This is a genomic window from Hymenobacter arizonensis, assembly GCF_900115775.1.
Lineage (GTDB): Bacteria > Bacteroidota > Bacteroidia > Cytophagales > Hymenobacteraceae > Hymenobacter > Hymenobacter arizonensis.
The window spans coordinates 195,417-218,637 of sequence record NZ_FOXS01000006.1; the positions used below are offsets into that span (position 1 = coordinate 195,417).

General features: G+C 60.5%; 16 protein-coding genes. 14 read left to right on the top strand and 2 right to left on the bottom strand.

What is annotated here, in order from left to right; all coding sequences use genetic code 11:
* Positions 1–182 precede the first annotated feature (182 nt).
* On the top strand, positions 183–3,380 hold the full coding sequence (locus BMZ66_RS19415; protein WP_234795183.1) for a SusC/RagA family TonB-linked outer membrane protein: 3,198 nt from the start codon (positions 183–185) through the stop codon (positions 3,378–3,380).
* Between the two features lie 15 nt (positions 3,381–3,395).
* Entirely contained in the window at positions 3,396–4,898 is a 1,503-nt protein-coding gene (locus tag BMZ66_RS19420; RefSeq protein WP_092677422.1) for a RagB/SusD family nutrient uptake outer membrane protein, read from the top strand.
* A 109-nt stretch (positions 4,899–5,007) separates the two neighbouring features.
* Here the strand turns inward: BMZ66_RS19420 and BMZ66_RS19425 are convergent, their stop codons facing one another.
* Entirely contained in the window at positions 5,008–5,742 is a 735-nt protein-coding gene (locus BMZ66_RS19425) for an RDD family protein (protein WP_092677424.1), read from the bottom strand.
* Between the two features lie 173 nt (positions 5,743–5,915).
* On the opposite strand from BMZ66_RS19425, the gene BMZ66_RS19430 reads away from it, so the two are divergent.
* From BMZ66_RS19430 to BMZ66_RS19485, 12 genes are all read left to right on the top strand, one after another.
* Complete coding sequence (locus BMZ66_RS19430) at positions 5,916–6,872, top strand: stage II sporulation protein M (protein WP_092677426.1); 957 nt, start codon at positions 5,916–5,918, stop codon at positions 6,870–6,872.
* 32 nt (positions 6,873–6,904) lie between these two features.
* Positions 6,905–7,855: a hypothetical protein gene (locus tag BMZ66_RS19435; protein WP_092677428.1), complete on the top strand. Its 951-nt coding sequence runs from the start codon at positions 6,905–6,907 to the stop codon at positions 7,853–7,855.
* Positions 7,856–7,984: 129 nt separating this feature from the next.
* Complete coding sequence (locus tag BMZ66_RS19440; protein ID WP_177204819.1) at positions 7,985–8,824, top strand: DUF4129 domain-containing protein; 840 nt, start codon at positions 7,985–7,987, stop codon at positions 8,822–8,824.
* Positions 8,825–8,920: 96 nt separating this feature from the next.
* Complete coding sequence (locus BMZ66_RS19445) at positions 8,921–10,246, top strand: DUF4350 domain-containing protein (protein WP_092677432.1); 1,326 nt, start codon at positions 8,921–8,923, stop codon at positions 10,244–10,246.
* A gap of 148 nt (positions 10,247–10,394) precedes the next feature.
* The gene (locus BMZ66_RS19450) at positions 10,395–10,658 is read left to right on the top strand and encodes a hypothetical protein (RefSeq protein WP_092677434.1); all 264 of its coding nucleotides are present in this window, start codon (positions 10,395–10,397) and stop codon (positions 10,656–10,658) included.
* 6 nt (positions 10,659–10,664) lie between these two features.
* The gene (locus BMZ66_RS19455) at positions 10,665–11,705 is read left to right on the top strand and encodes an AAA family ATPase (RefSeq protein WP_092677436.1); all 1,041 of its coding nucleotides are present in this window, start codon (positions 10,665–10,667) and stop codon (positions 11,703–11,705) included.
* Positions 11,706–11,813: 108 nt separating this feature from the next.
* On the top strand, positions 11,814–13,163 hold the full coding sequence (locus tag BMZ66_RS19460; protein WP_439645768.1) for a DUF58 domain-containing protein: 1,350 nt from the start codon (positions 11,814–11,816) through the stop codon (positions 13,161–13,163).
* Entirely contained in the window at positions 13,160–15,214 is a 2,055-nt protein-coding gene (locus tag BMZ66_RS19465; RefSeq protein ID WP_092677440.1) for a beta-N-acetylhexosaminidase, read from the top strand. The genes BMZ66_RS19460 and BMZ66_RS19465 overlap by 4 nt, the downstream gene beginning before the upstream one ends.
* Before the next feature lie 139 nt (positions 15,215–15,353).
* Entirely contained in the window at positions 15,354–16,004 is a 651-nt protein-coding gene (locus BMZ66_RS19470; RefSeq protein WP_143080294.1) for a hypothetical protein, read from the top strand.
* 103 nt (positions 16,005–16,107) lie between these two features.
* The gene (locus BMZ66_RS19475; RefSeq protein ID WP_092677445.1) at positions 16,108–17,583 is read left to right on the top strand and encodes a DUF6056 family protein; all 1,476 of its coding nucleotides are present in this window, start codon (positions 16,108–16,110) and stop codon (positions 17,581–17,583) included.
* A gap of 48 nt (positions 17,584–17,631) precedes the next feature.
* Positions 17,632–18,243 (top strand): 3'-5' exonuclease, encoded by a 612-nt coding sequence (locus BMZ66_RS19480; RefSeq protein WP_092677447.1) that lies wholly within the window; start codon positions 17,632–17,634, stop codon positions 18,241–18,243.
* Positions 18,244–18,365: 122 nt separating this feature from the next.
* Positions 18,366–19,340 (top strand): hypothetical protein, encoded by a 975-nt coding sequence (locus BMZ66_RS19485; protein ID WP_143080295.1) that lies wholly within the window; start codon positions 18,366–18,368, stop codon positions 19,338–19,340.
* Between the two features lie 9 nt (positions 19,341–19,349).
* On the opposite strand, the gene BMZ66_RS19490 is transcribed toward BMZ66_RS19485, so the two are convergent.
* A complete protein-coding gene (locus tag BMZ66_RS19490) occupies positions 19,350–23,171 on the bottom strand; it encodes a DUF8818 domain-containing protein (protein WP_092677451.1) in 3,822 nt (1,273 codons plus the stop codon).
* Positions 23,172–23,221 lie beyond the last annotated feature (50 nt).

The following is a 23,221-nucleotide window of genomic DNA, read 5'->3' on the forward strand; positions in this document are numbered from 1 at the left end:
AATTAAGTTACTGATTTTTAATTATTTAACCCCTAGAAGAGCTATTAAATTAAATTTTTTACATAAAAAGCCCCTTGTGCTTAAAAATGGGCCACTATATTCGCCAATAGACTCCCTTTTTACCAAAAACCATTCACATGAGAAAAGCAGTACTACTAATGCTCGTTATGGTCTTAGCGCTGATGGCGCAAGACCTCCGGGCCCAGAGTCGGACAGTGTCCGGCACGGTAACTGGGTCCGATGGCGCAACGATTCCTGGCGCAACAGTGCTTGCCAAGGGAACCAAACTAGGAACTTCAGCGGATGTTGAAGGCAAGTATTCTCTATCGGTTCCGGAAGGAACTACCACCTTGGTCTTCTCTTTTGTGGGCTACGACAGCCGAGAAGTAAGCATCGGTGGAGCCTCTGTTGTCAACGCAACCCTTAAGGTAAACCCCACCGGACTCGACGAAGTAGTGGTGGTGGGCTACGGTACGCAGTCACGCCGCGATTTGACGGGCAACGTGGCTACCATCAGCGGCAAGGAAATCAAGACGCTGCCGGTGCAAAGCTTCGACCAGGCTTTGCAGGGCCGGGCCTCGGGCGTACAGATTACGACCCCCAACGGGGTGCTCAACGCTCCGCCCGTTATCCGCATCCGCGGGGTGAACTCGATTTCGCTCAGTGGGGCTCCCCTGTTCGTGGTGGATGGCATTCCTACCTTCAGCGGCAACAACTCGGCGGTGGCCAACGTGCCGAACAACCCCCTGGCCAACATCAACCCCGACGACATCGAAAGCATTGAAGTGCTCAAGGATGCTTCGGCGGCGGCCATTTATGGCTCCCGGGCCATCGGCGGGGTTATCCTGATTACGACCAAGCGCGGCCGCAAGGGGCAGGCCCCGCGGCTTTCGTTCGACAACTGGGTGGGCGTAACGCAGCCGGTGCGGCTGCTGAAGGTGCTGAACGCTCAGGACTACGTGACCATCAAAAACGAAGCCGTACGCAACCTCAACGACAACCGAGTACGGGTTACTCCACCTGGTCAACCGCTCCCCACTCCAAACGTTGAAGGCTTCCGAATCGGGCAGGACGCCAACGGCAACAACATCGACACGAATTGGTACGACTACATCTACCGGACCGGCGTTTCGTCGAACCACAACCTGAATTTCTCGGGTGGCACTGACCGCACGACGTACTTCACGTCGGTGAACTACTCCAAGCAGCGCGGCATGCTGAAAAACAACGAGTTCCAGCGCTACGGCGCCCGCCTCAATGTGGACCACAAGCTGTTTGACCGCGTAACTGTGGGCACCAATGTTAATTACTCCAACACCCGCAACGACTCGCCTAACTCCGGTTCGGTGGGCGACGCGGCCTTCGGCACCGCTGGCCTGGGGCGCCTGCCGCTGGTATTGCAGCCTAATGTGGCGCCGTTTAATGCCGACGGCAGCCCCAACACCTCCGGCGCCGGCCTGGGCGCGGGACCCAACCTCAACCCCACCACGAATGCCCCGCTTGTCGGCAACTTCTACAACCCGGTGGTGGATTTGGCTAACAACTACTTCACGTCGGAGAGCAACCAAATTCAGGGCAGCCTATTCGCCAACTGGGAAGTGTTGAAAGGCCTGAACCTGCGCACGCAGTACGGCATCGATAACATTACCTTCGAAGACCGTTCATTCCTGACTTCGATTGCCGGCGACGGATTCGCGACGCAAGGCTCGGCCAGCAATTTCCTCCGCACCAACAAGCGCTGGAACTGGCAGAACACGCTGCAGTATGACCGCACGTTTGCCGAGAAGCACAACTTTTCGGTGCTGCTGGGTAATGAGCAGCAGCAAACCGACGTGCTGCGCTCGGGTTATAACCGGTCCCAGGTGGCTGACCCGTTCTTCACCACCATCCAGGGCAACTTCACCAACATCACCCCATCGGGTGAATTTCAGGGCGCCAACTACTTGGTGTCTTTCTTCAGCCGGGTGAACTACAATTACGCTCGTAAGTACTTGCTCACCGCCACGGCCCGCCGCGACGGCTACTCGGCTTTCGCACGGAACAATCGGTTTGAAAATTTTTACGGGGCGTCGGCCGGCTACGTTATCTCAGAAGAAGATTTCTGGAAAAACAGCGCCCTGGCCAGCAAGGTAGACTTTTTGAAGGTGGTAGGTAGCTATGGCAACGTTGGTAACTTTCAGGGTATCGATGACTTTGCCACGCAACAGCTGTATGCATCGGGACTCTACGGGGCCAACCCCACATTGTTTTACTCGCAGGCGGGCAACCCGAACCTTCGTTGGGAGATTGGCCGCAAGACCGATGTGGGCTTGTCGTTTGGCTTATTTGGCAGCCGGCTGACGGGCGACGTAACGTACTATCGCAACCTGATTGACCAGCTGATTCTGCCCGCGCCCGCCGCGCCTTCCATCGGCATTCCGAACACGGCCGGTCCGGGTAACCTGCAGAACTCCATTCTGGCCAACGTGGGCTCGATGGTTAACAAAGGGGTTGAGCTAAACCTGCGCTTCAACGCCATTCAGAAAACTAACTTTACCTGGACGGTGAGCGGCAACCTGACCACGCTTAAGAACGAGGTACTGAAGCTGGCCAACAACGACCAGAGCATTCCTACCGCCACCTCGGGCCTCGAAACGGTGAACTTCACGACCGTAGGCCGTTCGGTAGGCTCGCTTCTGGCCGTGCCCACGCCCGGCGTGAATCCGCTTAACGGCCAGCGCCTCGTGCAACGAAAGTCCGATGGTGCCCTGATTCAGTACAACCACCAGGGCACGAGCGGCCCCGGCTCAACTGGCTGGACGCTGGTATCGACCGGCGCCAACGTGCCGGCCCCGAGCCAGCTTGCCGACGGCGTGTACTTCGGCCCGGTGTTGCCCACCTGGTACGGCGGTTTCGACAACACCTTCACTTACAAGGCCTTCGACCTAGGCGTGTTCGTGCAGTTCTCGGGCGGCAACTACATCTACAACGGTACCAAGGCCGGCCTGCATGACCAGCGGTTTTGGAACAACGCCAGCGACATTCTGGAGCGCTGGACGTCTGAAGCCTCCGGCAACGCGAAGTACCCGCGCGTGGTGTACACCGACAACGTCTCAAACGGCTCGGCCCTGGTGTTGTCGTCGAACGTGGAGAAGGGCGACTTTGCCCGCCTGCGCAACGTGTCGCTGGGCTACACTTTCACTTCGGGTTTGCTGAGCAAGGCTAAAATGAACTCGGCCCGCGTGTACGTGCAGGCCCAGAACCTGGCCCTGCTGACCAAGTATTCGGGCGTCGACCCCGAAATTTCGACCAACGGCGCCAGCAACACCGGTGCCGGTGTCGACCGCAACTCCATCGGCCAGGCACGCACCTTCACGGCCGGCCTTTCCTTGGGCTTTTAATCGCATCATCGCATTATGACTATTATTGCAAAACGCATCACCCTGGCCCTGACGACGGGCCTGCTCACGCTGGGCACCCTCGGCTGCAGCGAAGAGCGGCTCAATCCCATCCCGAAAGCTCAGATATCGGATACGGTGTCTTTCGACACGCCAGCCCGCATCATGCTGCAAGTCAATGGCTTGTACCGCTACGTGAAGACCGGCGGCTTTCTGGGCGGCCGGGTGCAGGTGCACAGCGACATCCGCGCCAACGATTTCATCAACCGCACCAACAACGGCGTAACGGGCCTGCTAGTCTGGAACCACACGGTTACTGAGCAGTCGCAGAACGACGTTATCAATACCTGGGGGTTCGGCTACCAAGCCATTAACCAGATAAACGTGTTTCTGGACGGCCTCACCGCCAACACGGGCAAGTATACGGCGCCCACCTTCCCGGCCACCTTCGCCGCGACGGCGCTCGGCTACGAAGGCGAAGCCCGGTTTCTGCGCGCCCTTTGCTACTACCACTTGCTGCAGTTCTACGCCCGGCCCTTCGCCGACGGCAACGGCAGCAGGCCCGGCCTACCGCTGCGCCTGAGAGGCGAAACTAACAACGATAACAACGCCCTGGCCCGCAGTACCGTGGCTCAAGTGTACGACCAGATTCTGCTGGACCTGAAGTTCGCGGAAGACAACCTGCCCCTGACTCCCGCCGCCGGCATTGCCACCACGCGGGCGCACCGCAATACGGCCATCGCGCTGAGAACGCGGGTGCTCCTGACCATGGGCCGCTACGCCGACGTAATCACCGAGGCCAATAAGCTCGTGCCGGCCGTGGCGCCGTTCGTGGCCCCTACTGGCGTTCCTCACGCGCTGAACCCGTCGCTACCGGCCGTGTTCACGAGCGGAACAACACCGGAGAACATTCTCTCCTTTCCCTTCACGGCGCAGGACGCGCCCGGCACTCAGAACCAACTGGCTTTCTACTTCCTGCCCCCGCCGCTGGGCAACGGTGAGTACAGCCTCAACCCGGGCGCCGGCGGCATCCTGAACGACCCCCGCTGGGCCGCCACCGACACCCGCCGCACCAACTTCGTGCAGAGTGTAACCAGCGGTACGCCTCCTAGCACCGAATTTTATTTGCGGAAGTATCCCACTGGTACGCCCTACACTGACCCGGCCCCTGTCATCCGCTACGCCGAGGTGCTGCTGAACCTAGCTGAGGCGCGGGTGCGCTCGACCAACACCGTGGACCCACAGGCTCTGGCCCTACTCAACGCCGTGCGCGGCCGCTCGAACGGCGGCACTTACACGGCTGCTAGTTTCGCCTCGTCCAACGCTATGGCTGACGCCATTTTGCTGGAGCGGCGCATCGAGTTCCTGGGCGAGGGCCTGCGCAACACCGACCTGCTGCGCCTGCTCCAACCCATCCCCGGTAAATCATCAGTGGGAGCCGTCAACCCTACTGATGCGCTCTACATCTGGCCGATTCCGAACACGGAGTTGGCTGCCAACAGCCTGATGACCCGCAACTAGAGTATTACCGTTGCGTGTTTTACAAAAAAGAGCGGCTTGCCCAATGGGCAAGCCGCTCTTTTTGTAGGGTGTCCGGCCGGGCAGTGGCGCGCTACTGCTGCCTGCTCATTTACGCTCCGTTGGCCGTTAAATGCGCGTGGTCGCGCAGCACGGTTCGCAGAAAATCTTCATCGGGCAAATCGGTGTGGATGCCGGTCAAGGACTTCACTTTGTTGGCAACTTCGTTTAGCACCTCGTAGTTGCCGCGGGCTTTGGCGCGTTGCGCCAGCTGGCGAATGAGGGCCACGTCGTGGTCGGCGAGCAGGGCGGCTTGCGGAAATACCACCTGGTAATTCGGCAGCAGGGCGGCGCTGGCCAGCGGCGAAGCGTGGGCCTTGGGACGCAGCTTGAGCACGGTGGTACCGGCCGCGAGGTCACCGAGGCGCTGCCCGCGCCCGTTGGCGGCAATGGTTACGATGGCCACTAAGCCGCCAAATAGACCCGTATCGATGATGCGCAGCAGCCAGCGCAGCAGGTAGTCGCCGATGCTGGGCGCCGTGCCGTCGAGGCGCATCACCTTGATGTCGCGGGCCTTCTTGCCGATGCTTTGGCCATTGAAAAATACTTCGCATATCAAGTGATAGAACACGTAGGGAAGAGCTGCCAGCAATGCTACGCTATAAAAGACAGCGGTATTTCCAGTGCTACTCCGTGCAGTTAAGACACTAACCAACAGCAGGCAAGCCACTACCCAGGCAATGAGCACCAGGTTATCGAGAATGGCGGCCACCACGCGGTCGCCCAGGCTGGCGACTTCGTACTCAACCGTAACGTTTTGGGCCGTTTGAACGCGGATAGTGGCCATGAGGAGAAGCAGAAAGAAGTAGTCGAAAAGGGCGGCAAGTAACGCGCAAAACCACCAACATTACTTTCTGAACACGAGTTTTTGATGTGCGGTTTTATACTTCCACGCCAGCCCTGTTCTTGCACCTTCCCAAGCCGGGCACGTCCTATCTTTAAGGCCTTCAACATCGAGAAATGCGAGAAGCCATTTTTTTGCGCCAGAACCAGGAGCGTTGGCAGCAATACGAGCGCCCTGCTGCCGGGCCCGACGAGCTGGCGGCCCGTTTCGTGGCCCTCACCGACGACCTGGCCTACGCCCAAACCTTCTACCCCGATTCGCCTACCACCGCCTACCTCAACGGCCTCACCGGCAAGGTGCACCAGCGCCTCTACGCCAACAAGCCGCAGGGCCACGGCCGTATTGGCCGGTTTTGGGCCGTGGAATTGCCGCTGGTAGTGGCCCGGCACCACCACACCCTGGCCGTGACGGCGCTGCTGTTTTTGGTTTTTACCTTACTTGGGGCGCTTTCAGCGGCCTACGACGACTCCTTTGTGCGTGTGGTGCTGGGCGACGCCTATGTGAACCAGACCATTGAAAACATTCGCCGGGGCGACCCCATGGCCGTGTACAAGCAAGAGGGCCAAACCCTGATGTTCCTGGGCATCACGGCCAACAACATCTATGTGGCGCTCAGCATCTTTGTGCAGGGCGTGACGCTGGGCATTGGCACCTTCGTGCAGATGTTCCGCACAGGCATTATGCTGGGCTCGTTTCAGTATTTTTTTCACCAGTACCACGTGCTGCAGGCCTCGGTGCTCACCATCTGGATACACGGCACGCTGGAGATTTCGGCTGTCATCGTGGCCGGCGCGGCGGGCTTTGTGATGGCGCGGGGGCTGCTGTTCCCGGGCACCTACGCGCGGGGCGAGTCCTTCCGCCAAGCGGCGCGCGACGGCCTGAAGATGGCCATTGGCTTGGTTCCAATTTTTGTATTGGCGGGCTTTCTGGAAGGCTTTGTGACCCGCCACACCGAAATGCCGATTGCGGCCAGCCTCGCCATTATTGGCAGTTCAGCGGCGTTCATTGGCTGGTATTTTATTCTCTATCCCCGTCAGCTGGTGCGGCGCCTGGAGCAGGGCGCTGCAGCCTGACAGCCAGCTCAGGCTGAATTATTCTATCCACTATGAAATCGAAGTTTACCCACGAACTAGACTTCCGTCAGGAACGGGATTTCGGTCAGAAGATTTCGGCTACCCTCGAGTTTATCACGGCGCATTTTCGGCCTTTGGGCCGTGTGCTGCTTTACCTTGTAGTGCCCGCGGTGCTGCTGCAGGCGCTGGCCTCGGCCTTGTTCGATGCCGAGCTTTTTGGTTCGGTGCAGGGCGCCATGCGAGGGCAGGGCTCTACCTTCGCCGGCTTGTTTCAGGGAGGGATGTGGGGAGCCATGCTGAGTGCCCCGGCTTACTGGATAAAGACAATCCTGGGCACGGCAGCCTTTACATTGCTGCTGCTCAGCGTGTACGGCTACGTGAAGCTGTGCCTGCGACCCCAGCTTACGAGTGGCGAGGTGAGCGTGGCCGAGGTGTGGGCCGTGGTGCGCCGGGAGTTTGTCGGCACTTTTCTTTCGGCGTGGGCGCTTAGCTTTTTAATCACCGCTAGCTTCTTCCTCCTAGTAATTCCAGGCATCTACTTTTCGGTCGCGCTTAGCCTTTTTTTCGTGGTGAAGGTGGTGGAGGGCACTGGGTTTGGCGAAACGCTCAGCCGCTGCCTGCAACTGACCAGCGGGAAATGGTGGTCGACCTTCGGGCTGATAGCCATCATGCTGTTCATCTTTTATCTGGTGATAGTTGGCATTGGCATTTCCGTAACGCTGTTTTCGGGAGGGTTGTCCGCCATGTTTCAGGTTAGCCGTCTGCACTCGCCTGTGTTCAGCATTATCATGGCCAGCATCAATAGCCTGGTCTTGCTGTTGCTGTTCCCTCCCCTGCTCGTGGCGCTGGCCTTTCAGTATTTTAACCTGGTAGAACGCCGCGATGGAGTCGGCCTGCGTCGCCTGATAGACTCCCTGGGAAAAACCACGGCCCCGCAAGCGACCAACAGCACCTACCAGCTCGATGAGGAGGGCGAATATTAAAACCGGTGCGTTCGCATGTGACTCATAAATCAAGCTTACTGCTATTGGGCTTTACAGCCGGCCGCTGAGCCAACAGACTCTCTTTCTTTGCTTGCCCCTACCCAACCTCCACCGCAACCAACCCACTACTTGCTACCATTCTTCGCCAACCTGCTGCTCGTCCTACCCAGCGTGAGCCACGCCGGTAAGCACCTCCGGTGGGTATTGCTGCTGCTGTGCCTTGCAGGGGTGGCCCCCTCGGCAAGGGCGCGTGCAACACCCGAGGTCGCTGCCCAGCGCCAGCAAAGCCAGCCGCTGCCGCCCGACCTCAGCACGGCCCTGCCCCCGCGCCGGCCCGATGCGAACCAGCTGCGCGAACTGGCCGGACAGCGCGACTTCCGCTACGAGGAGCCCAAAGCCTCTACCGACGCCTGGGATGCCTTTTGGGCGCGGGTGTGGAAACGGCTTGGGAGGCTGCTGGACCACCGCATTGGGAACTTCCCCTGGCGATACGTCATCTACGCCGTGGCACTTGGCATCCTGGTGTTTGCGGTGCTGAAGCTGTTGCAAGTGGACATCACCGGAGCTTTTGGACGCTCGGCCCAACGCCAGCCGCTGGCTTACGACACCGCGACGGAAGACATTCACGAAGTAGACTTCCCTGCTCGCATCGCCGAGGCCGAGGCCGCGGGCAACTTCCGCCTGGCCACGCGCCTGGGCTACCTCGAAGTACTCAAGCACCTCACCGACGGCGGCTTCATTCGCTGGCAACCCGACAAAACCAACCACGCCTACTTATCGGAACTGGCCGCGGGCCCGTTGCGCGAGGCTTTCCGCAGTGCCACCTGGCAGTTTGAATACGTGTGGTACGGCGACCTGCGCCTGACTTCCACGCTCTACCACGAAGCCCGAACCGGCCAACGCGTGGTGAGCAGTTTGCTGAGCGGCCACCGCCGCGGCACCCTGCGGGCCACGGCACTTCCCGGCTGAGCAGCAGGCACGCGGTTGCTTTGCGTCTGACCTTGTGCAGTAATCAATTTCAATGCTTCTTATTTTTCTCCTGACACTAAATACCTTGCGCACCTGATGCCGCAGCTTACCACTTTCCGTCTTTACCTGCTGGGAATTGCGGTGCTGTTCGCCGGCTACGTCACGCTAGAGTATAACCGGCCCAAACCCGTGGACTGGCGGCCCACTTACGCCAACAAGGACAAGATTCCCTACGGCACCTACGCCCTCTATGACCAGCTCCCAAACCTGCTGGGTACTGACTCGATAGTGGCAGTGCGCCTGCCCGTGTACAGCCAGCTCACTGGCCGCGCTCTAGCGCAAACCACCGAAGGGGCGACTCCCCCGGAATCGGATGCACGGTACCAGAGAGCACAAGACAGCTATGGCAGTGTCGAGCTGCCGCGGGGCTCGGGGCCCAGCAATTACCTCTTTGTTAACGATGGTTTCGAAGTCAGCCCACTCGACCTGCGCACCCTGCTGAAATACGTGGCGGCGGGCAATGATGTCTTTGTAGCTACCCAAAGCATCGGTAGCGTCAGGGGCAGCAAGCTGCTGCGCGATAGCCTGGGTTTGGATTTGAAGGAAACCGATTTGGCCACCCACAAAGGCCCCAAAGGCTTTCCGGTGGTTGACTCGGTCGACCTGCGCTTTACTAATCCAGCTTTGGCCAAGGCGCATATCCGCCTGCCCGGCACCGCGCTCCGGCATTACCTGGCCGTAGACTCGGGCCGCGTGGGGCGTACGCTGGCCACCAACGACGCCGGACAGGCAGTCTTCATTAGGCTCGACCACGGCCGGGGGCACTTCTATTTTTGCTTGGCGCCAGTGGCTTTCACCAACTACTACCTGCTGCGGCCGCGCACCACTGCCTTTGCAGCTGCTGCGCTGGCTTACTTGCCGGCCCGCCGCACTTGGTGGGATGAATTTCAGAAGCAAGGCCCTTTGGGCAATCAGTCGCTGCTGCGGGTAGTGTTTGCGCACGATGCCCTCCGCGTGGCCTATTACCTCATGCTGGCCGGCGGGCTGCTGTTTGTGCTCACGGCGGCCCGACGGCGCCAGCGCATCATTCCCATCATCAAGGCGCTGCCCAACAACACCCTGGCTTTCACCCGGACGGTGGCCAGCCTTTACCAGCAGGGCAGCAGCCACGCCCTCATTGCCGAGAAAAAGGTCGGTTTATTTATGGATTACCTCCGCACGCGCTTTCACGAATCCAACCCGGATTTTGGTGATGCCGAGTTTCGGGAGCGGCTCAGCCAAAAGTCGGGCGTAGCCCGGCCGCGCGTGGATGAGCTGTTGCGCGTGGTAAATTTTGCCCGCACCGCGCCCCAGATGAACGACCGGGAACTGCTGTCGTTGAGTAAAGCGCTAAGTGATTTTAAGCGCGAGGCTGACCATTAAGCCGTTTTTGCACTGTACTCATAAACTGTGATTTTCAGCAATTGTACTTTACTAATAACCCCACCTGCAACATTATATTAGCCTTGTTTTGAGGCTTTTTGCTATTCTTCGCTTAGTTTCCTCTTCGCTTAAATCTGCTCTGCCTGCTATGCTCACCGTTGAGAAGCTAACGATTCTGCTAACATTCAATAGCGATGAAGACCTGTATGCCCGGAGTGGTTCGCCCACCGAGAAAGCGTTACTAGCCGATATAGAATGGGACAAGTATACATCACTGGTGCAGGACCTGGTGCTCGTCACCCGAAAATTGGTTTCCAAGGAATACGCTCAGGATGTTCACAGCCGGCTGCTCGCGGCCTGCGCCGATAAAGAAACTGCTCAGATGCTCATTGGCTACGCCAGTACCCTTTAAAAGTAAATGGAAAACGAAAACACGTTTCAAAACCCAGACCCCACGGCAGTAGAAGCAGCAAGTGCGCCAACGCCTGCATCGGCCTTCGCTCCGCGCACCGACTTTGCCCGCCTCACGGCCCAAACCGACGCAATTCGGGCGGAAATCGGCAAAATCATTGTGGGCCAGCAGGAATTGCTGGAGCTGCTGCTCACGGCGGTGCTGGCCGATGGGCACGTGCTGCTCGAAGGCGTGCCGGGCGTGGCCAAAACGCTCATGGCCAAACTACTGGCCCGCACCTTGGAAGTGCCGTTCAGCCGCATCCAGTTCACGCCCGATTTGATGCCGTCGGACGTGTTGGGCACGTCGGTGTTCCGGCAGAACAAGTCGGATTTTGAGTTTCGCCCCGGTCCTATTTTCGCCAGCGTGGTGCTGATTGATGAAATCAACCGCGCGCCCGCCAAGACCCAATCGGCGCTTTTTGAGGTGATGGAGGAACGCACCGTGACCCAGGACGGCACGGCCTACCCTATGGCCGAGCCCTTCCTGGTGCTGGCCACCCAAAACCCCATCGAGCAGGAAGGCACCTACCGCCTGCCCGAGGCCCAGCTCGACCGCTTCCTATTTAAGCTGCACGTGGGCTACCCGACGCTGGCCGAGGAAGTGCAGATTTTGAGCGGCCATCACGCCGGCCTGGGCAGCACGCACCTGGAAGCGGTGCAGCCCATTCTTTCGGCCGCCGACTTGCAGGCCCTGCGCCAGCAAGTGTGCCAACAGCGCGTGGAGCCCAATATTCTGGAATACATCGCCAAACTGGTGGGCCAGACGCGGGTGCACAGGTCCTTGTACCTGGGCGCTTCGCCCCGCGCCTCCCTGGCGCTGCTGAATGGGGCCAAGGCCCTGGCCGCCCTGCGCGGCCGCGACTTCGTAACGCCCGAAGATGTGCAGTTTCTGGCGCCGAGTGTTCTTCGCCACCGCATCATGCTCACGCCGGAGCGCGAGATGGAAGGCGGCACGCCCGATGAGGTGGTAAGGCAGATTATGCAGGCCATTGAAGTGCCGCGCTAGCGCGCAAAGTCTCACAAAGCTTTAAGGAAAGTCTCGCTAAGTCGGCTTCATTAAGGCATTCATCCTTTGCGAGACTTCCTTTTAAAACTTCGCGAGACCTTGCGCTATATGTCCTTGTTTCTGACCAAGAGGTTCTTTATTCTCATTGCCGGTCTCGTGGCGGGCTTCGTGGTGGCCTTTTTTCTGCCGTGGCTGTTGGGGCCGATGCGCATCGTATTGGGGCTGTTTGTAGTGCTCACGCTACTTGATGCGCTGCTGCTCTACGCCCCGGCGAAGAATAATGTGGCACCCGTTTTCGGCCGCCGCGTGATGGGCGACAAACTCGCGAATGGCTCAGACAACGACATTCAGATTTACATCGAGAACAACTACCGGTTTCACATTCAGACCGAAACGATAGATGAGATTCCGCACCAGTTTCAACGGCGCGACGTCCTATTTAAGGCACTAATCAAGCCGGGCGAAACGCAGATTATCAACTACCAGCTGCGGCCTACCAAGCGCGGCGAGTACCACTTTGGGGCGATAAACATTTATGCGGCTTCGCCCCTGGCGCTGGTGCGCCGCCGCTTTCGCTACGACCAAGACCGGACGGTGCCAGTCTATCCGTCCTTTCTGCAAATGCGGCAGTACGAGCTGCTGGCCATTCACAACCGCCTGACGGAGGTCGGCGTGAAGCGCATTCGGCGGGTGGGCCACAGCCTGGAATTTGAGCAAATCCGACCCTACGTGCCCGGTGACGACCCGCGCAGCATCAACTGGAAAGCCACCGCCCGCCGGGCCGGCACTGGCGTGGCCGACGAGCTGGTGGTCAACCATTTTCAGGATGAGCGCGCCCAGCAAGTGTACTGCCTCATCGACAAAGGCCGCGTGATGCGCATGCCGTTTGAGGGCCTCAGCCTGCTCGACTACGCCATCAACGCCACGCTGGTGGTGAGCAACATTGCCTTGCTCAAGCACGACAAAGCCGGCCTGCTCACGTTCTCAAACCGGCCCGGCGCCACCCTGGCCGCTGACCGCCGCCCCGGCCACTTGCTGAAGCTGCTGGAAATCCTGTACCGGCAAAAAACCAAGTACCTCGAAACGGATTTTGAGCTGCTCTACGCCACGGTGCGGGCCCGCATTAAGCAGCGCAGCTTGCTCGTGCTGTTCACCAACTTTGAAACGCTGCACGGCATGCAGCGGCAGCTGCCCTACCTGCGCCGCATGGCCAAAGACCATTTGCTGCTGGTAATTTTCTTCGAAAACACCGAGCTGCGGGAGTACCTAGACGTGCCCGCCACCGCCGTCGAAGACGTGTATAATCAAACCATTGCCGAGAAGTTTGCCCAGGAAAAGCGCCAGATTGTGCTCGAATTGCAGCGCTACGGCATCTACTCCCTGCTGACCGCGCCCAAGGATTTGACCGTAAACACGATTAATAAATACTTAGAATTCAAAGCGAGGGGACTAATATGAGGAGTTTGACACCGGCCGTGGTGCTTTTCTGGGGACTGCTATTGGCCTTGGGAGGTCCGGGCAACGCGCTGGCCCAAACGCCGCACAACCTGATGCCGGTGCCCGCCGAAATGCGCTGGGGCAAAGGCCGCCTGAGCCTGAAAACGCCGCTAAAGCTTCAGGTAGACAAGACGGCCGACTCGGCGGTGGAGGCCGCGGCCCGCCGCTCGCTGCTGCGGCTGCAAGGCCCGGGCCAGCCGGCGAAGGGGCCGCTACTCCAAATCCGCTACGGCCGCGTGGGAGTGCCGGAAAAGTTTGAAGAAGAGCGCTACAGCCTGCGCGTTACGCCGATGGGCGTGACCATCGACGCGCCCACCAGCCTGGGGGTGCTGCGGGCCCTGGCCACTCTGGAACAGCTGGCCTACACGGAAAAGCGCCAGCGCTACCTGCCCGAAGTCGACATTCAGGACCAGCCCCGCTTTGCCTGGCGTGGGCTGCTGATTGACGCGGCCCGGCACTTCATGCCAGTGCCGGTCATCAAGCGCAACATCGACGGCATGGCCGCCGTGAAGCTGAACGTGCTGCACTGGCACCTGACCGACGACCAAGGCTTCCGGGTCGAGAGCAAAGTGCTGCCGCGCCTGCACCAGGTGGGCGGCGCTGATGGCTATTACACCCAGGACGAAGTGCGCGACGTGCTGGCCTACGCCGCCGCGCGAGGCATTCGGGTGCTACCTGAATTTGACGTACCCAGCCACACCACCAGCTGGATTGCGGCCTACCCCCGGCTGGCCTCCAACGACTCGATTTACGGTGTGTACCGCAGCTTTCGCACGTCCAACATTGCCATCGACCCCACGCGGGAAACGACTTACACGTTCTTAGATTCGCTGTTTACGGAGATGACGGCGCTCTTTCCTGACCCGTATTTCCACGTCGGCGGCGATGAGAACGACGGGCGCCAGTGGCGGCGCAGCCCGCGCATTTCGGCCTTTATGCGGGAGCGCGGCATGGTGAAAGCCGACGGTAAAACCGTGGACAAGCACAAGCTGCAAACCTACTTCAACCGCCGGGTGCTGGCCCTACTCCAGAAGCGCAACAAAATCATGGTAGGCTGGGATGAAATCCTGGGCCCGGACTTGCCCAAGGAAATCATCATCCAGAGCTGGCGCGGCAAAAAGTGGCTGGACGACGCCGTGAAGCAAGGCCACCCCGCCCTGCTCTCCGACGGCTACTACCTCGACCTGAACTACACCGCCGCCTCCCACTACCTGCCCGACCCGCTGCCCGCCAACACCACCCTCACCCCCGCCCAACAGAAGCTGGTGCTGGGCGGCGAGGCGGCCATGTGGGTCGAATTTGCCGATTCGGTGATTTTGGATTCGCGCATCTGGCCCCGCGCCGCGGTCGTGGCCGAGCGGCTGTGGTCGCCGCAGGCCACCACCCAGGACGTGGCCGACATGTACCGCCGGCTCGGTTCGGTCTCGGTATTTCTCGAAACTGTGGGCCTGCGCCACCGCCGCGCCCCCGAGCTACTGCTAACCCAGATGGCCGGCACCGGCAACGTGGCTCCGCTGCGCACCCTGGCCGCGGTTGTGGAGCCTGTGAAGGAGTACAAGCGCCATTTTCAGGGCATGGTCTACACGCCCCAAACTCCGCTGAACCGCTTGGTCGACGCCGCGCCCGCAGAGTCAGAAGTGGCCCGTTGCTTCGCCGTGCTCGTCGACAGCGTGGTGGGAAGCGGCGCGGTGAAGCCGCCCCGGCCGGCCGTTTCGCTCCGGCAGCTGGCGGCGTTGCGGGCTCAGCTACTGCAGTGGCAGACCAACGACAAAGGCTTACAGCTGCTGCTGGTGCTCAACCCAGCGCTACGCGAGTACGGGCCGCTTTCTACCCAGCTAGCCTCAGTGGCCACGCTGCTGCTGGAGCGTCTGAATCAACTGCAGTCTCATCAGGCGCCGTCTGCCGCGTGGCTGGCGGCGGCGCGCACTACGCTCACGGCTGCGCAGGCCCCGGCAGGCCAGGCTGAATTGGCCATTATTCCGGCGGCGCGCAAGCTGGTAGGTTTGCCGTGATGGAGATTAGGGCTGCTCAGCTCTGATGCTACCCTGTTGCTTCCTACTTTGCAGCGAACTCGCATAAAGCAGGCCTCGCTCACTCATGTCTACATTTCGTATCCGGCCGGGTAGCTTTCGGGAGCTGCGAGGGCAGCTCTTGCGGCGCACGGCCGTCGTCTACTCCGCACTGGCAGGCGCCTTTGTCTTCCTCAACTACGATGCTTCCGCATCGGTCTGGCCAACCGTAGCGCTTACTGGCGCTTTGTTCGCAGGCATAGCGGCGTTCACTTGGTTCATAACCATGAAAAGGCAAGCCTTACTCTTTGAGAGTACCGAGCTGATTGTGAACGACGCAGGCATTACACGCACCCAACTCGACACGCCGACAAAAACGTTGGCGGCAAGCGACATAGTCCGCATCGAGCACTTTGGGTCGGGCGTGTTTGCCATAAACGGAAAGCGGGCCGCTGACATGATTTGGATGCCTGCGCAAGTGGAGTTTCCGGAAAAGCTGGCCGAAGAACTGCGTTCATTTAGTCCAGTGCTTTCCTTGCCCGCCCCGGCCTGGTACCGGAGGTATGCTTCACTGCTTGGGTTAGCAGTATTGCCCTTGATGTACTTTTTTTTCACCAGCGAGAGCAAGGCCGTTACGGTGCTCGTTGGCACCATTCTCATTGGCGGGCTGGGCTACTCACAATGGATAATACAGCACAGCAAAGACATTGACAAGCGGATTAAGCTCTACAGCAGATTTGGTTGGCTGATCCTTTTCTGGTTGGCCGTCACATTTGTGGCTAAACTCAGCTAGCGGCTAGTTTTGCCACGTCATTCCCCAATCTCGGCGGGCAATGCAACCCTGCCCTGATACTTTGGGCAGCGGACTTTTCATATCTGCGTCAACAGTTTTCTTATTGAAAACCCTTTCCCCCCGCATTCTTTTCTTTCGGCTTGGCTTGCTGCTGGCGTTAGCGCCGTTTTTTCTACTCACGGCCTACAACCAGCCGTTTTTTGACGATTTCCGCAACGCCTACTGGACGCGGGCCCACGGCACCTGGGGCGTGCAGGCCTGGCTGTTTGAAACCTGGACTGGGCGCTTCACTTCCACGTTTTTCATGACTGTGCTCAACCCCGTCACCTACGGTTGGCTGGGGGGCGTGAAGCTGGTGGCGGCCGTTCTGATAGTGGTGCAGTGGGCCAGTATTGGTCATTTTCTGCGGGCACTTTTCCATACTGCTCTTCGGGTTGCTTTTTCCTGGCAAGATGCTTTTTGGTGTGCGGCGCTGCTGCTGGCACTGTTTTGCAACGCGGCGCCTGCGCCCTTTTCCTTTCTGTACTGGTTTTGCGGCGCCGTGGCCTACCAGATACCCTTGATTGGCTTATTAAATTTCACCGCTCTGGCGCTTCGGTCGGGTTGGGGAATACCGGCGAACCGCTGGCAAAGTGCATTTTTGGCTTGTGGCCCGCTGGTGCTCGCCCTAGCCGGCAATGAGCTGACGCTGGTGCAGGCCCTCCCAATTTTGGCCCTACTAGGCTACGCCCTGCCCGCCAGTAGCCGCCCCCAGTGGTGGCTGTGGCTAGCCATTGGCGCGATGGCGGCTGCATTGGCTACCGTGGCTCCCGGCAACTGGGTCCGCGCCCGCGCCATGGCTCCCGACGATGCCCTCCAGGCCTACCGCTGGCTGGTGCTGCTGCCCCGCACGGCATACTCAGCGATGCTATTTCTGGCGCGCCCACTCACGGCCCTTAGTTTGCTGGCGGCAGTGGCCATGGGCTTGTGGCTAGGCTACCGGCAGCGGGCTGCGGGAACTGCGTCGTTGCGGCTAGCGCCCCGCCAATGGGGAGCGGTGCTGCTGGCATTTGGAATACTTAATGGCATCGGATTTCTGTTGTTTCGCTACCTCACCGTGGCAGCGCCCTTGCTGCGGGCCCAAAATGAAATCTTGCTGGTGATGTTGATTTCGGTGGCGGCAGTGGCTTGGGCCGCAGCCCAGCAGCTGCCGGAGCCACACTTTTGGTTCCCGCGCCGGCTGCGACACAGCAGCTTGCTGATTCTGGGGCTGTTCGGCCTGTCTGCCAGCGGGCACGTGCCCGAGGCATGGCGGGAGCTATTGACTAGCGCCGCGCCTTTTGATGCCCAGATGCAGGCCCGATTTGCCCGCCTCCGCAGTACCAGCCGCGCCCAAGAGCCGACTGTGACGCTGCCGCCATTGCGGCTGCCGTACGGCCACATTCTCATTCCACTCCGTCAATTCAGCAATTTCATTGAGTTTGATATTGACCTCACTCCTGGCTGCGAAGGCAACATTAACGGCGTGATGGAGCGCTATTTTGAGGTACCCGATGTGTGCTGTGACACGCGTGCGCCGGCCCTTAACAAGCAGAAATAAGTACGCGTAGCCCAGGCGCTTTCCAGCTGCCTCGGTTATCTTGGCAGTATGCAAGCAGAAATTACCCAGGCCCTGGCAGGGCTCAACTTCACGGCCATCGATTTTGAGACCGCTAACGAACGCCGGTCCAGTGCCTGCGCTGTGGGCGTGGTGCGGGTGCAGGGCGGCCAGATTGTGGAAACCTACCAAACCCTGCTGCGCCCCCGCGAGCTGCGCGTAGACTGGCGCAACTACCAGGTGCACGGCATTGCCGAGACCGACCTGCACAGCGCTCCTACCCTGGCCGACGTTTGGACCGAAGTGCTGCCCTACCTGCACCGCCAGCCCGTGGTGGCGCACAATTCGGCGTTCGATGTGAGCGTGCTCGAGCACACCCTGCGCGACTACGACCTGCCCGTCCCGCCTTTTCATTGCCTCTGCTCGGTGAAGCTGAGCAAAGTGGCCTGGCCTCAGCTCGAGCGCCACAAGCTCGACCACGTAGCGGCCTACTTCGGCATTCCGCTCAACCACCACGATGCGCTTTCCGACGCCCGCGCCTGTGCCGAAATTACCGTACAAGCTTTTCGTTCTGGCACCCATTTGCCCCTTTGCTTCAAGCAACGAGAGCTTACGGCAGGGCTGGCGCGGCGGGTGGCGGCCCCCTCCTTCAAGCACGCTTAGCCGCCGACACCTTTTTGCTTAAGTTGGCGGTTTCCCACGGCGCATCCCTGCCGTATAATGAACAAGCTAGCAGCCTCGTGCCGCCCTGCTTGTCGACTTTGGTCTTTTCAAACCCGTTTAAGATGAAGCGTCTGCGACTGTTCCGCTGGGTTGGCTTATGTCTAATACTGGCGCTGGGCAACGCTTGTCAGTCCTCCAAATCAGAGGAAAAGGCCACCAGCAGTGTTACCGAAGAGCGGGCTAACCTCCCTACTGCTGCCCCTCCCGTAGGCACTCCACCCGTGGCCATGGCCCCGCCTCCGGCCAGTCCTGCCCAACTCCGAACGCTAGCGCAGAGCTTCGACCCCATCATCCGGGGGGCCTGGGTAACGACGGGCTACCTGGAAGCCGTGCAAAAGTCCAAGTCTCCGTTGAAGGCTGCCGATGCAGTGGGCGCGGTATCGGAAATCCACATCAACCCGGCAGCCCGGGCCGGCGACAGCCTTGTGCTCACCGTGGGGTTTGGCAACCACGAGGGCGGTAACACTACCCTCTATTACCGGCCCGGCCAGCAGCCAAACTCTCTGGCCACCCGCTACCGCGACTACGACTCGCCGGGCAGCTACGCCGAGCTAAGCTACCGCCTCGGCCCCCGCGACACCACGCTGCTGTTGACTACCTATAGTCGGAGCCGCCGGGCCCTGAACCGCACGGCGTACCGACGCGTGGCAGGGGCCCAAGTCGGTACGCTGGGTGCCCTGAACCGCGCCGTAAACCAGCGGCTGTTCGTGGGAAGCTACACTGGTGTCGACTCCTTAGGCAAGCCCGCGGCCATGCAGTTTGCCGCCAACGGCCGCCTGAAAGGCTTGAAAGGGTTCCGAACCTATACCGTGAACACTGACTTCAGCGGCGGACCCGGCAACGACATCGACCACCTCGTCCTAGACCCCCAAACCAAGCACACCCGACTGATGGGCTATAGCCACCGGGCCGATACCCTGCGTCTGTACGCCGCCGATACCGTAGAGCCGCAGCTGGTGGCTGGCACCGAAGACGAATACACCCTGCCCGTGCTGGTTCGCGGCCGCCTGCTCTTCACCCTGGTGCGGCGCCGGTAAAGGGAAGCTTTAGAACAGCACGGCCACCTGCATGCGACCGGTGTGCACGGTATTCAAGCCGCTGGCTTTGCGGCCGTCGTAGGCCAGCGTAATGTTCAGGCCGTTGCTGAGGCGCTGCTCCACGTTCAGGTTCCAGGTGTAGTTGCTGCCGGGGCGCAGGGCGTTGAGGATTTCCACGGCCACCACGGAGTTGGGGTTGGTGCCCTCAAACTTGACGTTGGTGTAACGGGTAGCCACCGTGATGATGCGCTTGTTTACCTGGCTGAGGCGGGTCTCGAGGCCCAACTCGTCGAAGATGCCGGGGTTGAGCTCGGCGCCTTCCATAGCGAGGGTATTTTGCTTGCGGGTGTGCAGGTAGGTGCCAGTGAGGCGCAGGCTGGGCGTGGGCTGGTAGCTTACTTCGGGCTGCGCGGTATAAATGAGCAGGCGGTAGTTGCGGGTGAGCAAGTAGGTGCTGTTCGACTCGCGAATCTCCCGGGTGCCGGTGAGGCGCCCCGTAAACGAAGTGGCCAGGGTGCGGCGCACCAGCAGGCTTTGGGTGCTCAGGTTGCGCAAGTCGGCGCCCTGGGCCAGCAGCGTTTTCTGCTGGGTTTGCTGTACCGTGAATTCAGCCCCAAAAATTGGATTAGACCGATTGAAGTACAGCGTGTTGCGCATCAGCTGATTGAAGGCAATCAGTTGCTCGTCTTCCTTGTCGTAGCTAAACGGGCTGAGGCGCGAAAGCAGCGACGGGTCGGTGGTGCGGCGGTCCACGGTGATGCTGGTGAGGGTAGCGAAGCGCGAAGCGGCTGCCCGCAGGCCGCCGGCTTCGCGCCAGCCGCGCGGGGCAGCCGTGGTCAGGCGGTAGCTGAGGCGGTTGGTAAAGGCCGTAATGTAGTCCGAAGTTGGCAAATACACCTTGATGAAGGTCCGATACTGGGCGTCCGAGGTCTGGGCTTCAAAAAACTCGTCCTTGTCCTGCTGCCCGTCGCCGTCGGCGTCGCCCCCGTAAAAATGGGTGCCTTGGCCTGCCGGCACGGCAATAAACGAAAAGTCTCGCTTCAGTTCCCGGCCCGTGGCCACGCTGTAGTTCAGCTCGGAACGAATCTGATTTTGCAGCAGGCTGGCGTTGTAGAACACCTGCCCCAGCACCGTGCGATTGCGGGCCAGGCCCAGGGAGTCGAGGTCGCGGTAGGTGGCCAGCAGTCGAACGTCCTGGGTTTTGCCCAGCCGCGAGGCCAATGTGCCCTGCCAGGTTTGGGCCGTGCCGCGCAGCCGCAGGGCGTTTTGCTCGGGGTTGGGGGTTTGGTCGCGTCGGTAGCTGTAATCGAGGCGGTACTGGGTGCGGGCCGAGTCGCGGCTCTGGATAAACACGTTGTGCTCATCAAAGTAGTTGGCCGAACGAACGGTGTCGGTGGTCGCCGAGCTCACCCGGTTTTTGTCGAAGCGGTAGGTGTAGCCCGGCACTACCTTCCCGCTCACGAAGCGGCCCGTGGCCTCGCCCCGGGCCCAGTCGGACTGGAAGCGGCCGGCACTGGAGTTGAGCACAAACAGCGAGCCGCGCAGTTCCAGGTTGCCCACCTTCTGGGCCGCATCTACCCAGTGCTGCAAGCCGCTTACCTCGCCGCGCCGGAAACGGCGGCTGAGCCGGTAGCTCACGCCGTTGTTGGCGTCTTTCATCAGCCCCAGGCTGAAATTGAAAATATTATCGGACTGTGCTGTCAAGCCGTTGGCATTGCTTTGCAGCGTGTTGGTAGCACTCCAGTTGCGGTCAAACTCAATGTCGCGGTAGCGGTCTATCGGCGAGAAGCGCTTGCCGGTGTACTCATAGTCCAAGGTAGAGCGAAAGCGGTAGTTGCGCAGCACGCCCTGCGCCAGGGCGTCGGGCAGTTGGCGGTCCTGCACCACGTAGCCCATGCGCATGGCGCCGTCCTCGTCCCGCTCGGTCGAAAAGCGGTTGCGGTCGAGACGCGAGCGGGCGGCGTCAAAAAAAACAGTGGTACTGCTGTCAACCTGATAACTCACACTCCCCGAAACCATCTGCTTCAGCAGCGGCGTGGGCAGCCGCCGCACCGGGGCATAGCGCCCCTGCCCTACCCCCACAAATCGGTAGACGCGGCCGTTGCTGCTCACCTCGCTGGGGTCATTGGACAGGGCGTAGTCGCCATTGCCCTGCCCCACGTCCGTAAACCGCACCTCATATACCACGCCCAGAGTATCGGCCCCCACCGCCCGGCTAAACCGGCCCGTGGTAGTATCGCGACGATACAGCACTTTCGTGCGCGTGTAGCCCACCACTTCCTCGCCGCGCGTCACCGCAAACGGCACGTTGCCAGCCTGCTGCAGCTGCGCACGCTGGGTTTCGTCCAGGTTGAGGTTGGGCGAATTGTCGGGGTTGTCGGCTTCCTGGTAAAAATTGCCCTGCACACGCAGCCGGCCTAGCTGCTGGTAGTGGCTCAGGGCGTAAAGCGAGCGGGCGTAGTTCAAGTCCGAGTATTCGAAATCAATCTTAATCCGGGAGTTGCGGGTGATGAGGTGGCTCGGCGTGAACGTGACTTCGGCCAAGTTGTAGTCAATGGTGTAGTCGGCGTCGAAGCCCCGGGTTTGCAGGCGGCCATCGAGGTACACCCGCTCGGAATTAGCCAGCACGATAATGAACTGCTCGCCATTGGGCCCATTGAGGCGGTAAGGCCCCTGCACGTTCTCAATGGGCGGAATCTCAATACTAGCAAACTTGCCCTTGGCCACCCCGCCCGCAGCCGAGGTCGACGACTGCCACGCCACGCCCCGGCGCACGCCCGCACTGTTCACGGTAGCCCCCGTTACGGGAGCGCTGTCACCTTGGGGCAACGGCGGCCCATCTGCCCCACCCACGCCCTGCCGGTTAGGGTCGGTGAGCTGCGGCTGGCTGATGGCGGGTGGGTTTAGGGTGACTGGCGAAGGCCCGTTGGGCAAGGAATTGGGCATGCCCCCCGGCACCTGCCCGGCCTGCCCGTTCAGAAACACGGCGTTCGACACGCCCTGCATGGCTCCCAGGCCGGCCAGCCCCACGATGGGTGGCCCAAAATTGGCCTCGGCCGCGGCTCCCTGTATGTTCTTGTAGTAGCGCAGAAAGTAATCGGGCTTGTTGCGCAGCACCACGTCACCGGCCGTCAGGTTCCAGTTCGGGTTGGTCAGGGTGATGAATATTCTATCGAACTGCTGCAGCTGCTGGGTGTTGCCCTCCGGCTGAAAGGGTACGTTCTGGTCACTGATGGCTGCCGTGAGGTTGATATTTTCAGCCAGCTTGCCCTCCAGCTGCAGGTTGAGGGCCGAGTTCACAAAAACGTTCTGGGTGTTGCCAAAGCTGATGCCCCGCGCCAGATTGCCGGTTTTGTTGATGCCCGGCGTGCTCAGAATCTGCTCTTTCACCGAGAAGTCTTCGTACCGCATGGCGTCGCGCCGGAAGCTCAGGCTGTCCATCAGGCTCAGGGGCCGCCGAAAACGTGCCGCCGACAGCTGCAGGGGCAGCACCCGGTAGCACAGCAGCAGCGAGTCGGGCACGGGCAAGTCGCTGGTATCGCGCGGGGCCGGTCGAATCCAGCTGTACCGGTCAGTGCGCGCGTCATACGCCACCGCCTGCCCCTGCACCGTCACCGAAGAAGGCACTACCGTGAGCGTATCGACGAGGGCAAATGTGGTGGTGTCCCGCCCCAGCGCCAGCGGCACGTAGCGGCAGCGCCGGGTGTTAGGCGGGGTAGCTTCGCCCGGACGAACGGGCCGCACCTGTGCCTCCGCCCGCCCGGTCAGGAATAATAGCGCCGCAACGAGCAGGCCCGCGAAGGGTAAGCACAGGCGTAAGCGGCGAATCATGCAGTAAAGGTCGGGAGAAGTGTCGGCACAACGCCCAAAGCCTCAGGTTT

Excerpts from the sequence above, each read along its gene's own strand:
- BMZ66_RS19415 (WP_234795183.1), top strand. The coding sequence starts at position 183 with ATGGCGCAAGACCTCCGGGCCCAGAGTCGGACAGTGTCCGGCACGGTA.
- BMZ66_RS19425 (WP_092677424.1), bottom strand. The coding sequence starts at position 5,742 with ATGGCCACTATCCGCGTTCAAACGGCCCAAAACGTTACGGTTGAGTAC.
- BMZ66_RS19485 (WP_143080295.1), top strand. The coding sequence starts at position 18,366 with ATGAAGCGTCTGCGACTGTTCCGCTGGGTTGGCTTATGTCTAATACTG.
- BMZ66_RS19450 (WP_092677434.1), top strand. The coding sequence starts at position 10,395 with ATGCTCACCGTTGAGAAGCTAACGATTCTGCTAACATTCAATAGCGAT.
- BMZ66_RS19480 (WP_092677447.1), top strand. The coding sequence starts at position 17,632 with ATGCAAGCAGAAATTACCCAGGCCCTGGCAGGGCTCAACTTCACGGCC.
- BMZ66_RS19445 (WP_092677432.1), top strand. The coding sequence starts at position 8,921 with ATGCCGCAGCTTACCACTTTCCGTCTTTACCTGCTGGGAATTGCGGTG.
- BMZ66_RS19430 (WP_092677426.1), top strand. The coding sequence starts at position 5,916 with ATGCGAGAAGCCATTTTTTTGCGCCAGAACCAGGAGCGTTGGCAGCAA.
- BMZ66_RS19435 (WP_092677428.1), top strand. The coding sequence starts at position 6,905 with ATGAAATCGAAGTTTACCCACGAACTAGACTTCCGTCAGGAACGGGAT.
- BMZ66_RS19460 (WP_439645768.1), top strand. The coding sequence starts at position 11,814 with ATGTCCTTGTTTCTGACCAAGAGGTTCTTTATTCTCATTGCCGGTCTC.
- BMZ66_RS19455 (WP_092677436.1), top strand. The coding sequence starts at position 10,665 with ATGGAAAACGAAAACACGTTTCAAAACCCAGACCCCACGGCAGTAGAA.
- BMZ66_RS19465 (WP_092677440.1), top strand. The coding sequence starts at position 13,160 with ATGAGGAGTTTGACACCGGCCGTGGTGCTTTTCTGGGGACTGCTATTG.
- BMZ66_RS19490 (WP_092677451.1), bottom strand. The coding sequence starts at position 23,171 with ATGATTCGCCGCTTACGCCTGTGCTTACCCTTCGCGGGCCTGCTCGTT.
- BMZ66_RS19420 (WP_092677422.1), top strand. The coding sequence starts at position 3,396 with ATGACTATTATTGCAAAACGCATCACCCTGGCCCTGACGACGGGCCTG.